Below are 14,767 nucleotides of genomic sequence, written 5' to 3'. Positions count from 1 at the left end.
CGCTAAAATGAAATCGCGCCCATAAAGAGGGTGCGCCGGATCAGTAACTGTTATGCGCTGATCATCTCCAAATCTAATTGGGGCATTAAGATGTGTGCTCGTAGATCCCGTCCTCATCGATGATCAGGCTGCCCACAAGGGCACAGAACTCCAAGAGGGTGTGCCAGTCGCGCCCGTTGCGGGCCAGGCGCGAGGCTTCGAGGGCAAAGACCGCGCCGGCGCCGCCGCTGCCGATCGCCGCCAGGAGGCGTTCGAAACCCGGTCGCGCCGTCCCGCCGCCCGAGCGGCCGAGATCATCGTCAATGACGACCACATTCTCCCAGCCCAAGGCGCGGGCGCGCGTCTTCAAGGCGTACTGGCGTCGTCGGCTCTCGGGGTTGTTGGCAAGCTGGTCCGGGGTGGACTGACGAACATAGACATAGGCGCTGCGCGCCAGGTGATCGGCAGTGATTTTAGTCATCGTCCGTCTCCTCCGATATTCTGACCGGGGCGAGGCGATCGCTTAGGAGAGCTTTGAGCAGGCTCACGATCTCCGCGCGCCTCACTGGATCGAACAGCCGGGGCACGACATCGTCGGTCGCCAACATGAGAAGATCGAGTTGCCGCTTTTGGGCATGCTGTTGCATCATCGTCTCCATCGTTGCGAATCGCTTCAAGCGATGGCGACAAGGATACGCCCTGCGCGTCGACGAGCTGGCGCAGCTCTCGCAGGCAGGCGAAGGAAAGCCGCGGCGTGGCCATCACGGGCGGCGTCGCCGCGTTGTTCTCGGTCATCCATGCAGGCAGCAGGAGCCGGCCGCCGCCTGGCAGCTCGACGACGAAGTGGGCGTGACCGGCGTAAAGGAGACGCCGCACGACCGTGAGGCGCTCGCCGGCCTGCGGGTGATGCGGATATTGGACAACGACTTCAAGCGGCTGTTGCTGGGCAGTATGTCGCGGGTTCGAAAGGCGCCATGAGCGAGGCCGAACTGCACATCCTGAAGTCGCGGCTGCAAGGCGGCATTCTCAACAAGGCGCGCCGCGGCGAGCTCGAGATGCCGTTGCCGATCGGGTTGGTCTACACCCCTGACGCGCGGGTCGTGCTCGATCCCGACCGACAGATCCAGGACACGGTGCGGCTCCTGTTCGATACCTTCCGCGCGACCGGCTCGGCCTGCGCCGTCGTGCGCCGCCTGCGCGGCGAGAAGATCCTCTTTCCCCGGCGTATCCGTCGCGGCATCGGCAAGGGCGACGTCCTGTGGAGCGAGATCGACCATTCCCGCGTGCTCCAGATCGTGCACAACCCGCGATATGCCGGCGCCTTCGCCTATGGGCGCACGCGCACCGCCTACAATGCCAAGCTCAAGTCCGTGCAACTGCGCGTGGCGAGATCCGACTGGCAGGTGCTTATTCCCGAAGCCCACGAGGGCTACATTTCCTGGGCCGAGTACGAGCGCAATCAGACATCCCTGCAACAGAACGCCTCCGGCTTTTCACCCGGCCTGCGTGGACGCATGCCCCGCCAGGGTAGCGGTCTGTTGCAGGGACGGCTGCTGTGCGGCCGCTGCGGTGCACGCATGCGGGTGCATTACGAGCCGTTCGAGGGGCGGCTGCGCCCGTATTATGTCTGCAACGAAGCCGTCGTGCGACACGCTGGCAAGCATTGCCAATGGGTGCGCGGCGCTCCGGTCGACGACGCGGTGAGCGCGCTACTGCTGGAGGCGATGGCGCCGGCAGCGATCGATGTCGCGCTTGCCGTGCAGCAGGAGATCACGCAGCGCGTGGAGCAGGCCACGGCGCTGCGCGGCGCGCAGCTGCAACGCGCCCGCTATGAGGCTGAACTGGCCCGCCGACGCTACCTGAAGGTCGATCCGGACAACCGCCTGGTCGCCGACGCGCTGGAAGCCGACTGGAACGCACGGCTGCGCGACCTGGACGCACTCCAGCGCGAGCACGAGCGCCAGAACGAGGCCGACCGATCGCTGCTGGACGAGCCAGCGCAGGAGCGCATCAGGGCGCTGGCCGCCGATTTCCCGCGCATCTGGAACGACGAGCGCACCGGTGCCGTCGAACGTAAGCGCATGCTCGGTCTTCTCATCGAAGACGTGACGCTGCTCGTCAACGAGCAGGTCAACATCCATATCCGCTGGCGCGGCGGGCGCACGCAAAGCCTGTCGGTGACCAGACCACGGCCTATGTCAGTGATACGCAAGACGCCGGCACAGGTCGTGGTGTTGATCAACGCGCTTCTGGAGACCGCCAACGACCGGCAGATCGCCGCCCGTCTCAATGAACTCGGGCATCGCAACTGGCGCGGCGAACCCTTCACGCTGAAGAAGGTCATGCTCGTGCGCCGCACCTATGGTTTGAAGAGCCGGTACGAACGGCTGCGGGAGAGCGGCATGATCACCGGCGAGGAAGTAGCCCAGCAGCTCGGCGTGTGCGTCTCGACCGTTCACCAACTCGGGCGGAAGGGCATTCTCAAGCGCCATCGATACGCCACCAACCATCGATACTTGTACGAACCGCCGGGCAACGTCAGACTCGAAAAAGGCGCCGGCAGTCGATATGGTGGTCGTCCGCCCAGATTAATTGTCGCTCAACCACTCCAACAAGGTGCATCGTGATGCCTGCTCCTTGTCGCGCGGCTTTCGGCTGCAGGTCGGCAAGATGGTGGTGTCGTAATGCTCGGCCATCGCCGCAAAGGTCTGGTTAGCGTCGGCTCGAACCACAGCGCCTTGGCGACGCCGGCCTTCAGATTGTCGCAGTTTTGTGTCCCGCGCGGTGATGTGCCCTGCCGCCGACAAGACGTTGCTTTTGAACAGTATTGTCGACCTGCACGACACATAGCGTGAAGGAAGCCCAGAGCGCATCTTCTGTTTCCCGTAACTGGAATGGAGGTTGCCATGTTGGAACGCTTTTTCGTCAAGCCGCAGACGGTCGATCGGATCAAGGATTGCTGGCTTGGACCGCAAATCGAGCTGTATGTGACCGCACTGTGTGAGCGGGGATATGCCGCCCGCACCATCTATCGGCGGGTTCCGATATTGACGGCGTTCGCGGATTTCACCGCGATCCGCAGCATCGAGCAGATCGAGCAGGCGGAAGCCCTCATTGATGCATTCGTTGCCGACTGGCTATCCGCTCGGCGCGCGGGCCGATCCGCTGATGCATGTCGACGCGACCGCAACCTCGCTCGTGTTACTGTGCGGCATTTCTTCAGCCTGGCCATATCGAAGACCGAGTACCACCCTGACAGGACTGCACTGGACAACCCATTCGCAAGGCGGGTGCCCGGCTTCTTCGATTATCTCAGTGACGAGCGCGGCCTGCGCCCCGGTTTCCTTCGTCACTACCGGCACTATCTGCGCCGATTCGAAGTGTATCTCGACCAGATTGGATGCTACGACCTTGGAGCACTGTCATTGCCCGTGGTCACGGGATACGTCACGACGATGGCCCAACAGTTCGGGCCAAGGTCGATGATCAACCTGGCTGGCACGCTGCGGGTTTTCCTGCGATTCGCACACAGAGAGGGTGTTCTGCCGCGGGACATCAGCAAGCTGGTCGAGATACCCCAAGCATTATCGGCTGGCTGACATCCCCCGATCGATCGGCTGGGATTCCGTCCAGAAGATGCTCGACCAGGTCGATCGCCGCACCGTCGTTGGCCGACGCGATTACGCCATGCTGTTGCTGATGATCTCCTATGGCCTGCGCGCCCGCGAGGTCGCGATGTTGACGCTCGACGACCTCGATTGGAAGCGAGACCGGCTGCATGTGCGCGAGCGCAAGGCCGAGCACAGCACGACCTATCCGCTGGCGCCCGTGGTCGGCGAAGCGATCGTAGACTATCTCAGGAACGGGCGCCCCGAGGTGCCAGGCAGGCAGCTTTTCTGGCGCCACCTGGCCCCACGATCGCCGCTGACACAGTCAGCGGTGTCGTGCATGGCCACTAAATATTTGCATAGAGCAGGCATCCCTGTATCTCGCCCTGGTTCCCATACGCTCCGACATGCGTGCGTTCAACGGTTGGTGGATAGTGGCTTTCCGCTCAAGACCATCGGCGATTATGTCGGGCATCGCGCTGCCTCCTCGACCATGATTTACGCGAAGGTCCAGGTCGATGGCTTGCGTGAAGTAGCTCTGGGTGACGGGGAGGATCTGCAATGAGCCCGCGTCTTCCCGAGCCCTCAAGCCCGATCGCGCGCCATATCGTCGCTTTCGTTCGCCACAAGCGCGCGCTCAACCGGCGCTACGACGTCGAAGACAAGGTGCTGCGGATGCTCGACGGCTATCTGAACGTTCAAGGGGTGACGAGCATGACCGAGATCACGCCGGCGCTCCTCGATGCTTTTTTCCTGAGCCGTCCGCGCTCGCGGCCGAGAAGCTTCAACCATCTTATCGGCGTCGTCGGCCGGCTGTTCGAGTGGATGGTCGAACATGACGTTATCGATCGCTCTCCTGTGACGATGAAGCCACGCCGGCGAGGTAATCCAAGACCTCCCTGCATCCTGGATCTGCGGACCGCTCAACAGCTCATCGATCGCGCCGCCGAGCTGCCGGATCAGAACAACGCCCCGCTTCGCGGTCGCGCCTATGCCACCATCTTCAGCCCTCTGTTCGGGCTTGGTCTGCGCGTAGGCGAAGTTGCGCGCCTGCGCTGGCGGGATGTCGATCAGGGTCGTAACGTCCTAACTATCCGTGAGACGAAGTTTTCCAAGTCGAGGCTCATTCCCATCGGGCCGCACCTGGCGCAGCGCCTCTATGCGTTCATGGCATTGCGATCACAGCACCTGGTTGCGGTGACTGCCGACACACCGTTGTTCTCTTTCCTGCGAGGTCGGCCTGTGAACCCGGGCACGATCAGTATCATTTTCCGCTCGCTGGCCGATCAACTGGACATAGCGATCCCGCCAGGAGGAACTCCGGCTCACGTGCATGATCTTCGGCATAACTCCGAGTGCCGGATTATTCCGAGTGACGGTCCGGGAGGCCAAAGAGTGCGGGCGATCTGTGGCTGTTGGGTCGGCATAATCAGAGGCTCTTCAGGAATGCAAGGAGATGGTCGTCGGGCTTGTAGCGGCCCAACCGGATGTCGGCCGTGTCGGTCTTCGCCAGAGCTTGCTCCTTGAGCTTCATGTCGGCCTGAAGATAGATGGCGGTGGTTTCGACCGAACTCGTGGCCCAGCCACAGAGCAATGACCGAGCGGTCGACGCCGTGCTGGAGCAGGTCCATTGCCAGGGTATGCCTCAGGACATGCGGCGTTACGTGCTTGCTGGCCAGCGATGGGCAGTGGCGACGTGCGACGGCGAGGTGCTTGTTCAGCAGATATTGAAGTGCGTCGTGACTCAATGACGTGCCGCTTATCGTCGGGAAGGCAGGATCGGCGCTCCGCCCGCGTCGCTCGGCAAGCCAGGCACGCAGCACCGTGACCGTATCCTTGCGAAGCGGGGTATTGCGGAGTTTTCGGCCCTTTCCCTGACATTGCACATAGGCGGCCGGGCCAAGGACAATGTCCTCGCAGCGAAGGCCGACGATTTCGGCAGCACGCAGGCCGGTCTGCACGGCCAGCAACAGAAGCGCCCGGTCACGGCGCCCGATCCAGCTGCCGAGGTCGGGGGCGGCGAGCAAGGCGGCGACTTCGACGCTACTGAGGAAGGCGACCGGCCGGCGCACGTAACGCTTGCTCGGAATGGCGAGCACGCGCTGAGCCAATGCGCTGTGTTCCGGCGCATGCAAGGCCACATAGCGGAAGAAGGAATGGATGGCGGCAAGACGGACATTGCGGCTCCTGGCGCAGTTGTCGCGTTCGTGTTCGAGATGATCGAGGAAGGCGCCAAGGAAGGCGGTGTCGAGATCCGGCAAGGTGACGTGCGAGGCCCCCTTGCGTAGCTGCCGCTGGGCATAGGCCAGCAGCAGGCAGAAGGTATCGCGGTAGCTCGCCAGCGTATGCGGGCTTGCTTGTCGTTGTCTGATGAGGCGATCGGTGAAGAAGGCCTCAAGAAGAGCGGGGAACGTTGGGGCGGCGCTCATGGGCGGGATTCCGGCTGAGATTGTTCCGCCCGCAGCAGCGCTTGCTGCAGCAGCTCCGGCGTTGCCGTCAAATACCAATAGGTGTCGGTGATGTGGGCATGGCCGAGATAGGTCGCCAACTCGGGCAGGTGGCGTTCGACATCGATGCCGTTGCGATACCAGCGCAGCAATGTTGTCACGGCCAGTCGGTGGCGAAGGTCGTGCAGGCGTGGCCCGCGGGAGTCATTGGCGCCGCGGAGGCCGACCTCGCGCGACAGCTTGACGAACGTCCACCGCACGGCCCATTCGGTTAAACGCATGCCGCGCTCGGAAAGGAAGAAGCTGGAGCTCAGGGGATTGGGGCATGACCGGTCTCGGCTGGCCGCATAGATTTTGAGAGCGTGTTGCGTCGAGGGGTGAAGCGGCACGTAGCGCGACTTGCCGAACTTCGTGTCGCGAACCGTCAGCACGCCATCAACGAGATCGGTGTCGCCGCGATCGAGACGCAGCGGTTCGTTACAGCGCATGCCGGTCGCCGCGTACAAGCCGAAGAGCGTGGCATAGGTCTGCGGGCGAAGGCCGACTGTCGACGGCAAGCGCTTTGCCGCGTCGATCAGTCGGGTGATCTCTTCGTCGCGGTAAACATAGGGCGACGATGGCCGACGATACCGGTGAGGAAGAAGGTCGGGCGGCGGGACGACGGTCTGCGGGTCAATGGCGCTGCAATAGCGCGCGAGCCGGCGAACCATCGCCAACCGGTTGGCCCACTGGGCGGGCTGTGCCTCTGCCGGCTGCATGGCCCAGGCCAGGGCAATCTCGGTGGTGATGACGGTGGCGCCGGAAGATTCGGCAAAGACAACGAAGCGCTGCAGCAACCGTCCGGAAAGACGCAGCTTATGGCCGAGGGCGCGGCGCGCGGCCAGGTACTCTTCGAGCGCCGCTTGCAACGCGCTCATGATGCGAACTCCTGGCCAGGGTAGCGCAATGGCACGCAACGCCGCGATGTCGACTTTGGCATAGATCTGTGTCGTGTTCGGCTGGCTGTGGCGGAGAAGTTGACCGATTTCAACGAGCGAAGCGCCGCGGCGCAGCAGATCGGTGGCGAGTGAGTGACGCAACAGGTGCGCACCCTTGAACGCCGGCGTCAGACCGGCGCGCTTGAGCGCACGATGGACGATGCAGCAAATAGTCGACGGGCTGACAAAACTCCGTCTGGGCGCCTTTATGCGAATGAAGACGCGGCGTGTTGAGCAAGCAGGCCGATCTTGCCGCAGATAGTCGACCAAGGCGGCACCGACATCCGCCGGCAGTGGCAGCCGCGCCAGCCGTTGACCCTTGCCATGCACGACGATCTCGCCGCAATCCCAGTCGAGATCGTCCAGGGTCAAGGCTGAGACTTCGCCACCCCGTAAGCCGAGGCGCGCGAGCAGCATCAGAACCGCGTAGTCCCTGCGGCCGGCCGGTGTTCTCCTGTCGCAAGACGCAAGGAGCCGTTCGACCTGTTCGGCAGGCAGCGCCTTCGGCAGATGTGCCAAGCGCCAGCCGGCGATCCCAGGCACCGCGACAGCGAGATCGGTGGCAAGCAACCCGCGTTGCTGGAGGAAGCGCAGAAACGAACGCAGCGCCGTGACCGCCAACTTGGCGCGGCCGGGCGAACCGGCCTGGGCGCGCCGCACGATGAACCGATGAACGTCGCCCACTCGCAAGCGGTCAAAATCCGGATCGTTGCCGCCAAACTGTTCGTCTAGGAACCCACGAACAATCGGCAGATAGTTCGTCAATGTCGATGCCGAGAGACCACGCTCGGTGCGCAGGAATTCCCCAAATGCGTCGATCAGCTTACCCTTGGCGCTCGTATCGACCTCCAGCAGCGGTACCGGCACGCCGCCCGTGTCGCGCAGATATCGGAGCAACTGCCGAATGGTCCAGGCATCGCCACGCCTCGGGCGCCGACCAAGTTCCGTCAGAAATCGATCTGCGTCCTCTTCCCCGAGCAAGCTCAGCGGAACATCCTGCCTCTCCACCCAAGCACTGAAACCAGCCAGGAGCTTCATCTTCTCCCGAACAGTCGCTTTGGCGTATCCCTGGCCATCGAGCAAAGCCTCGAAACCATCCAGGTGGCTAGCCAATCGGCCTATCCAGCGATCTTCGGCTAGCGTCTCATTCAGATCAAGCATTCGTCTGTCTCCCTGTAGCGTGGGAAAGTCCACGCTCAGAAAGAGCAGCCGAATAATGCCGAGCAATCAACGGCCGACGCTGATCCAATTACTTGCAATCATTAAAAAATTACGCCGCAGCGATGGCGTGACTCGGAATAATCCGGCACTCGGAGTTATGCCGATAATTCCGAGCTCGGAATTAGCGGCATAGCTTTGCCGTCGGGCGGCTTCTGCGATGGTATCGCGACGGAAGCAATGCCCACGACAAGCTGGTCAAGCTGTCGACTTTCATGGGGCACGTCGATCCCGCCTCCACCGCGGTCTACCTCACCATTACCGCCGATCTATTGGAAGCCGCCGGTCAGCGCTTCGAGCGCTTTGCTGCGCCGCTATCGCGTGGAGGTCGGCCATGAAGACCGTCGGCAGTCTCATTTACCAGTTTTTTGAACACCATCTCAAAGCCGAGAAAGGTTTGGCGCCGACCTCGATCCGGAGCTATCGCGATGGGATCCGACTGTTCCTTCTCTTCCTGGCCACGAAGAACCGACGCCCCATCAGCAAGCTCGAATTGACCGATCTCAACGCCGACAATGTGCGGGCCTTTCTCGCCCATCTTGAAGCCGAGCGCGGCAACAACATCCGATCACGGAATCACCGGCTCGCAATGTTGCATGGTTTCTTTGCTTATGCCGCGGGCCAGGAACCAATGGTGCTGCCGGAGGCCGAACGCGTCGCCGCCATTCCGAGGAAGCGTACGCAGCCAGCGGCCACTTATTACATCGAGCGCGACGAGGTCGAACGACTCTTTGACGGACTGCCGCGCGACGGGAAGTTGGCCACCCGTGACAAGGCGCTGCTCATGTTCATGTACAATACCGGAGCTCGCGCAACAGAAGTCATCGGACTGACCGTCAATCAGTTGGCTTTGACCTCCTCGCCGCGGGTGAACCTGCACGGCAAGGGCGACAAATGGCGGGCCTGCCCACTATGGCCCGAGACCGCCCGCCTGCTTGGCAAGATGCTGCGTGACCGACGCCAGCCGGCCACGCCGGAAAGTTCGGTCTTCCTCAATAACGTCGGCAAACCGCTGACGCGATTCGGCCTGTACAAGCTCGTCCGGCGTCATGTTCGGACATTCGCATCGGTAACGGGCAGAGGTCCATTTCTCCGCACGTCTGGAGACACTATCTACCCTGCCGGACTATGTCGGGTAGCTAGATTTCGATCAAATATTTCAAAGAGTTATAGATAGCGTGTAGACATAGTTTGTAACCCGTCCAGCAATTCAGCTTGGAAAGGGAGCCAACTATGAAGTATTTCATCAATGATGATTTGGCGTTGTCGCGGCCGCCAGAGGGCCCGGTGACGAGTTACGTTATTCCGTTCGCCGAATGGCTTGTTGATCGAGGCTACGGTCTTTTTTCCCTGAGGAACCAGGTGCTGATGGCTGCAGGCTTCAGCAAGTGGCTCCGGCAAAAGGGGATTGAGCTAAGCGACATAAGTGGAGACCATCCTGGGCGTTATTTGCTGGACCGAGTGCAGCAGCCAAAGCGTGGAGATAACGCCGCTCTTCGGCATCTATTGGCTTTTTTACGAAGCCAGAATGCAATCGCCGAAGAGATTGAGGCCCCGTACAGTCCATCACCGGTAGAACAACATGTGCTAGCATATGAGCAATATTTGCAGGATGCACGTGCGCTGTCTCGTCCAACGATTATAAATTACCGGCCAGTCGTTCGAGATTTTCTCAACTACCGCTTCAGTGATGGTGGGGTGTCGCTCGCGCAACTGCGCGCCGTCGACGTGACCGATTTCGTGCAAAAGAGGGTTTCGCGCCTCAACATGCGACGCGCCAAAATCATGACGACCGCATTGCGGTCGTTTCTCTCCTATGCGCGTTATCGTGGAGACATCACGTCAGACTTGGCGGCAGCAGTTCCGATCGTGGCAAACTGGTCGCTCTCGTCTATTCCTCGTGCGATCGGCCGCGAAGAGGTAGCTCGTTTACTCGCCAGCATTGATCGGGATACGCCCATCGGATGTCGCGATTATGCGATGATCCTCGCATTGGCGCGATTGGGATTGCGGTCGAGCGAGCTGGTGACGCTCGAACTCGACAATATCGATTGGGCAGCCGGAGAGATCCATGTGGTTGGCAAGAACGGGCAGCGCAACGATCTTCCGTTGCCTGCGGATGTTGGCGAGGCGATTGCCTACTACCTGCGGAAGTCGCGTCCACGCAATGCCAGTCGTCGCGTCTTTTTGCGCGACAAGGCCCCGATCCGTGGTTTCACTGGCCAGAGTGGACTCGGGTCAATTATCCGACGCTCACTCAAAAGGGCCGGGATCGACGCTCCCACCAAGGGAGCGCATCAGTTCCGCCACGGCCTCGCTTCAGAGATGCTGCGGGGCGGCGCCTCGCTCGGTGAGATCGGCGAAGTTCTGGGGCACCGTCATGTGGAGACAACGGCGATTTACGCCAAGGTTGACCTCAACGCCCTGCGAACATTGGCGGTGGCATGGCCGGGAGAAGTTCAATGAGCGCACTCCGACAGGCTGCCCACGACTATATCGAGATGCGCCGCGGATTGGGGTTCAAGCTACGAGAAGCGGGAAGAGGATTGATCGATTTCGTCACCTTCCTGGAGGCCAACGACACGCCATATATCACGACGGAGCTGGCCCTTGCCTGGGCTCAGCGACCATCGCATGCGCAGCCTTCGCATTGGGCGAGGCGGCTGGGTTACGTCCGCGTATTCGCCCGTCATCGAGCTGCCACTGATCCGCGGACCCAGATTCCCCCAGACGGTTTGCTACCCTTTCGCCCGAAGCGGGCACGGCCTTATCTCTATTCAAAGGAAGACATCGAGCGCCTCCTGTCCGCAGCGCTTGAGATGCCGTGCCGATATACCCGCGGTAAGCTCAGGCCGTGGACCTATTATTGCCTGTTCGGATTGCTGAGCGTTTCCGGCCTGCGCCTCGGCGAAGCCCGCAACCTCAAGCTCTCGGACATCGATTTCGATGCCGCTGTGCTGACGATCCGCGGCACGAAGTTCGGAAAGTCCCGTCTTGTGCCGATGCACGCATCAACCAGCACAGTGCTCCAGGATTATCTCAAACGCCGCCGGCAGCATTGTGCAGCCCAGGCGGCGTCTCCCTATTTGTTCACTTCCCAGTTGGGCAACCGCCTTGATGTGGGAGACATTCATCGAACATTCTATGCTCTGTCTCGCCAGATCGGCCTGCGCGGCGCAACCGACAGCCACGGCCCGCGCCTGCATGACATGCGGCATAACTCCGAGTGCCGGATTATTCCGAGTCACGCCATCGCTGCGGCGTAATTTTTTAATGATTGCAAGTAATTGGATCAGCGTCGGCCGTTGATTGCTCGGCATTATTCGGCTGCTCTTTCTGAGCGTGGACTTTCCCACGCTACAGGGAGACAGACGAATGCTTGATCTGAATGAGACGCTAGCCAAAGATCGCTGGATAGGCCGATTGGCTAGCCACCTGGATGGTTTCGAGGCTTTGCTCGATGGCCAGGGATACGCCAAAGCGACTGTTCGGGAGAAGATGAAGCTCCTGGCTGGTTTCAGTGCTTGGGTGGAGAGGCAGGATGTTCCGCTGAGCTTGCTCGGGGAAGAGGACGCAGATCGATTTCTGACGGAACTTGGTCGGCGCCCGAGGCGTGGCGATGCCTGGACCATTCGGCAGTTGCTCCGATATCTGCGCGACACGGGCGGCGTGCCGGTACCGCTGCTGGAGGTCGATACGAGCGCCAAGGGTAAGCTGATCGACGCATTTGGGGAATTCCTGCGCACCGAGCGTGGTCTCTCGGCATCGACATTGACGAACTATCTGCCGATTGTTCGTGGGTTCCTAGACGAACAGTTTGGCGGCAACGATCCGGATTTTGACCGCTTGCGAGTGGGCGACGTTCATCGGTTCATCGTGCGGCGCGCCCAGGCCGGTTCGCCCGGCCGCGCCAAGTTGGCGGTCACGGCGCTGCGTTCGTTTCTGCGCTTCCTCCAGCAACGCGGGTTGCTTGCCACCGATCTCGCTGTCGCGGTGCCTGGGATCGCCGGCTGGCGCTTGGCACATCTGCCGAAGGCGCTGCCTGCCGAACAGGTCGAACGGCTCCTTGCGTCTTGCGACAGGAGAACACCGGCCGGCCGCAGGGACTACGCGGTTCTGATGCTGCTCGCGCGCCTCGGCTTACGGGGTGGCGAAGTCTCAGCCTTGACCCTGGACGATCTCGACTGGGATTGCGGCGAGATCGTCGTGCATGGCAAGGGTCAACGGCTGGCGCGGCTGCCACTGCCGGCGGATGTCGGTGCCGCCTTGGTCGACTATCTGCGGCAAGATCGGCCTGCTTGCTCAACACGCCGCGTCTTCATTCGCATAAAGGCGCCCAGACGGAGTTTTGTCAGCCCGTCGACTATTTGCTGCATCGTCCATCGTGCGCTCAAGCGCGCCGGTCTGACGCCGGCGTTCAAGGGTGCGCACCTGTTGCGTCACTCACTCGCCACCGATCTGCTGCGCCGCGGCGCTTCGCTCGTTGAAATCGGTCAACTTCTCCGCCACAGCCAGCCGAACACGACACAGATCTATGCCAAAGTCGACATCGCGGCGTTGCGTGCCATTGCGCTACCCTGGCCAGGAGTTCGCATCATGAGCGCGTTGCAAGCGGCGCTCGAAGAGTACCTGGCCGCGCGCCGCGCCCTCGGCCATAAGCTGCGTCTTTCCGGACGGTTGCTGCAGCGCTTCGTTGTCTTTGCCGAATCTTCCGGCGCCACCGTCATCACCACCGAGATTGCCCTGGCCTGGGCCATGCAGCCGGCAGAGGCACAGCCCGCCCAGTGGGCCAACCGGTTGGCGATGGTTCGCCGGCTCGCGCGCTATTGCAGCGCCATTGACCCGCAGACCGTCGTCCCGCCGCCCGACCTTCTTCCTCACCGGTATCGTCGGCCATCGTCGCCCTATGTTTACCGCGACGAAGAGATCACCCGACTGATCGACGCGGCAAAGCGCTTGCCGTCGACAGTCGGCCTTCGCCCGCAGACCTATGCCACGCTCTTCGGCTTGTACGCGGCGACCGGCATGCGCTGTAACGAACCGCTGCGTCTCGATCGCGGCGACACCGATCTCGTTGATGGCGTGCTGACGGTTCGCGACACGAAGTTCGGCAAGTCGCGCTACGTGCCGCTTCACCCCTCGACGCAACACGCTCTCAAAATCTATGCGGCCAGCCGAGACCGGTCATGCCCCAATCCCCTGAGCTCCAGCTTCTTCCTTTCCGAGCGCGGCATGCGTTTAACCGAATGGGCCGTGCGGTGGACGTTCGTCAAGCTGTCGCGCGAGGTCGGCCTCCGCGGCGCCAATGACTCCCGCGGGCCACGCCTGCACGACCTTCGCCACCGACTGGCCGTGACAACATTGCTGCGCTGGTATCGCAACGGCATCGATGTCGAACGCCACCTGCCCGAGTTGGCGACCTATCTCGGCCATGCCCACATCACCGACACCTATTGGTATTTGACGGCAACGCCGGAGCTGCTGCAGCAAGCGCTGCTGCGGGCGGAACAATCTCAGCCGGAATCCCGCCCATGAGCGCCGCCCCAACGTTCCCCGCTCTTCTTGAGGCCTTCTTCACCGATCGCCTCATCAGACAACGACAAGCAAGCCCGCATACGCTGGCGAGCTACCGCGATACCTTCTGCCTGCTGCTGGCCTATGCCCAGCGGCAGCTACGCAAGGGGGCCTCGCACGTCACCTTGCCGGATCTCGACACCGCCTTCCTTGGCGCCTTCCTCGATCATCTCGAACACGAACGCGACAACTGCGCCAGGAGCCGCAATGTCCGTCTTGCCGCCATCCATTCCTTCTTCCGCTATGTGGCCTTGCATGCGCCGGAACACAGCGCATTGGCTCAGCGCGTGCTCGCCATTCCGAGCAAGCGTTACGTGCGCCGGCCGGTCGCCTTCCTCAGTAGCGTCGAAGTCGCCGCCTTGCTCGCCGCCCCCGACCTCGGCAGCTGGATCGGGCGCCGTGACCGGGCGCTTCTGTTGCTGGCCGTGCAGACCGGCCTGCGTGCTGCCGAAATCGTCGGCCTTCGCTGCGAGGACATTGTCCTTGGCCCGGCCGCCTATGTGCAATGTCAGGGAAAGGGCCGAAAACTCCGCAATACCCCGCTTCGCAAGGATACGGTCACGGTGCTGCGTGCCTGGCTTGCCGAGCGACGCGGGCGGAGCGCCGATCCTGCCTTCCCGACGATAAGCGGCACGTCATTGAGTCACGACGCACTTCAATATCTGCTGAACAAGCACCTCGCCGTCGCACGTCGCCACTGCCCATCGCTGGCCAGCAAGCACGTAACGCCGCATGTCCTGAGGCATACCCTGGCAATGGACCTGCTCCAGCACGGCGTCGACCGCTCGGTCATTGCTCTGTGGCTGGGCCACGAGTTGGTCGAAACCACCGCCATCTATCTTCAGGCCGACATGAAGCTCAAGGAGCAAGCTCTGGCGAAGACCGACACGGCCGACATCCGGTTGGGCCGCTACAAGCCCGACGACCATCTCCTTGCATTCCTGAAGAGCCTCTGATTATGCCG

The 14,767-nt window shown here is 61.9% G+C and carries 11 protein-coding genes and 3 pseudogenes; 10 read left to right on the top strand and 4 right to left on the bottom strand.

Going from position 1 to position 14,767, the window contains the following annotated elements:
- Positions 1-85: 85 nt before the first annotated feature.
- Positions 86-460 (bottom strand): recombinase family protein, encoded by a 375-nt coding sequence (locus tag ACZYHG_RS32230; protein ID WP_464615144.1) that lies wholly within the window; start codon positions 458-460, stop codon positions 86-88.
- Between the two features lie 53 nt (positions 461-513).
- Here ACZYHG_RS32230 and ACZYHG_RS32225 point away from each other — a divergent pair, with 53 nt between their 5' ends.
- Positions 514-957, top strand: coding sequence for a hypothetical protein (locus ACZYHG_RS32225; protein WP_464615143.1), 444 nt, complete (start codon positions 514-516; stop codon positions 955-957).
- Positions 939-2,606, top strand: a pseudogene (locus ACZYHG_RS32220) (recombinase family protein); the annotation flags it as partial. The gene ACZYHG_RS32225 and the pseudogene ACZYHG_RS32220, both read left to right, overlap by 19 nt.
- On the opposite strand, the pseudogene ACZYHG_RS32215 reads toward ACZYHG_RS32220, so the two are convergent.
- A pseudogene (locus tag ACZYHG_RS32215) lies at positions 2,589-2,746 on the bottom strand (IS21 family transposase); the annotation flags it as partial. The pseudogenes ACZYHG_RS32220 and ACZYHG_RS32215 overlap by 18 nt on opposite strands.
- Before the next feature lie 139 nt (positions 2,747-2,885).
- On the opposite strand from ACZYHG_RS32215, the gene ACZYHG_RS32210 reads away from it, so the two are divergent.
- Genes ACZYHG_RS32210 through ACZYHG_RS32200 form a run of 3 tightly spaced genes read left to right on the top strand, consistent with a single transcriptional unit; the run spans position 2,886 to position 5,114 of the window.
- Complete coding sequence (locus tag ACZYHG_RS32210) at positions 2,886-3,578, top strand: site-specific integrase (RefSeq protein ID WP_464615142.1); 693 nt, start codon at positions 2,886-2,888, stop codon at positions 3,576-3,578.
- A gap of 37 nt (positions 3,579-3,615) precedes the next feature.
- Complete coding sequence (locus tag ACZYHG_RS32205; protein ID WP_464615141.1) at positions 3,616-4,152, top strand: tyrosine-type recombinase/integrase; 537 nt, start codon at positions 3,616-3,618, stop codon at positions 4,150-4,152.
- Complete coding sequence (locus ACZYHG_RS32200; protein ID WP_464615140.1) at positions 4,149-5,114, top strand: tyrosine-type recombinase/integrase; 966 nt, start codon at positions 4,149-4,151, stop codon at positions 5,112-5,114. The genes ACZYHG_RS32205 and ACZYHG_RS32200 overlap by 4 nt, the downstream gene beginning before the upstream one ends.
- Here the strand turns inward: ACZYHG_RS32200 and ACZYHG_RS32195 are convergent.
- A pseudogene (locus ACZYHG_RS32195) lies at positions 5,017-6,016 on the bottom strand (site-specific integrase). The gene ACZYHG_RS32200 and the pseudogene ACZYHG_RS32195 overlap by 98 nt on opposite strands.
- A complete protein-coding gene (locus ACZYHG_RS32190; protein ID WP_464615139.1) occupies positions 6,013-8,238 on the bottom strand; it encodes a tyrosine-type recombinase/integrase in 2,226 nt (741 codons plus the stop codon). The pseudogene ACZYHG_RS32195 and the gene ACZYHG_RS32190 overlap by 4 nt, the downstream one beginning before the upstream one ends.
- Before the next feature lie 325 nt (positions 8,239-8,563).
- Between ACZYHG_RS32190 and ACZYHG_RS32185 the strand changes: the two genes are divergently transcribed.
- The 5 genes from ACZYHG_RS32185 to ACZYHG_RS32165 are packed head-to-tail and all read left to right on the top strand — an operon-like array spanning position 8,564 to position 14,759.
- Positions 8,564-9,406, top strand: a complete 843-nt coding sequence (locus tag ACZYHG_RS32185) for a tyrosine-type recombinase/integrase (protein ID WP_464615138.1) — start codon at positions 8,564-8,566, stop codon at positions 9,404-9,406.
- Positions 9,407-9,462: 56 nt separating this feature from the next.
- A complete protein-coding gene (locus ACZYHG_RS32180; protein ID WP_464614957.1) occupies positions 9,463-10,695 on the top strand; it encodes a site-specific integrase in 1,233 nt (410 codons plus the stop codon).
- Positions 10,692-11,495: a tyrosine-type recombinase/integrase gene (locus tag ACZYHG_RS32175; RefSeq protein WP_464615137.1), complete on the top strand. Its 804-nt coding sequence runs from the start codon at positions 10,692-10,694 to the stop codon at positions 11,493-11,495. The genes ACZYHG_RS32180 and ACZYHG_RS32175 overlap by 4 nt, the downstream gene beginning before the upstream one ends.
- Positions 11,496-11,538: 43 nt before the next feature.
- A complete protein-coding gene (locus ACZYHG_RS32170) occupies positions 11,539-13,764 on the top strand; it encodes a tyrosine-type recombinase/integrase (protein ID WP_464615136.1) in 2,226 nt (741 codons plus the stop codon).
- A complete protein-coding gene (locus ACZYHG_RS32165; protein WP_464615062.1) occupies positions 13,761-14,759 on the top strand; it encodes a tyrosine-type recombinase/integrase in 999 nt (332 codons plus the stop codon). Before ACZYHG_RS32170 ends, ACZYHG_RS32165 begins: the two co-directional genes overlap by 4 nt.
- The last annotated feature ends 8 nt before the right edge of the window (positions 14,760-14,767 follow it).

Source organism: Mesorhizobium subarcticum, from assembly GCF_055456085.1.
This window is presented reverse-complemented; position numbering and strand designations above follow the sequence as displayed.

What these genes read in the sequence shown, in the direction of transcription:
- ACZYHG_RS32230 (WP_464615144.1), bottom strand. Translation starts at nt 460, where the DNA reads ATGACTAAAATCACTGCCGATCACCTGGCGCGCAGCGCCTATGTCTAT.
- ACZYHG_RS32180 (WP_464614957.1), top strand. Translation starts at nt 9,463, where the DNA reads ATGAAGTATTTCATCAATGATGATTTGGCGTTGTCGCGGCCGCCAGAG.
- ACZYHG_RS32175 (WP_464615137.1), top strand. Translation starts at nt 10,692, where the DNA reads ATGAGCGCACTCCGACAGGCTGCCCACGACTATATCGAGATGCGCCGC.
- ACZYHG_RS32165 (WP_464615062.1), top strand. Translation starts at nt 13,761, where the DNA reads ATGAGCGCCGCCCCAACGTTCCCCGCTCTTCTTGAGGCCTTCTTCACC.
- ACZYHG_RS32210 (WP_464615142.1), top strand. Translation starts at nt 2,886, where the DNA reads ATGTTGGAACGCTTTTTCGTCAAGCCGCAGACGGTCGATCGGATCAAG.
- ACZYHG_RS32200 (WP_464615140.1), top strand. Translation starts at nt 4,149, where the DNA reads ATGAGCCCGCGTCTTCCCGAGCCCTCAAGCCCGATCGCGCGCCATATC.
- ACZYHG_RS32205 (WP_464615141.1), top strand. Translation starts at nt 3,616, where the DNA reads ATGCTCGACCAGGTCGATCGCCGCACCGTCGTTGGCCGACGCGATTAC.
- ACZYHG_RS32185 (WP_464615138.1), top strand. Translation starts at nt 8,564, where the DNA reads ATGAAGACCGTCGGCAGTCTCATTTACCAGTTTTTTGAACACCATCTC.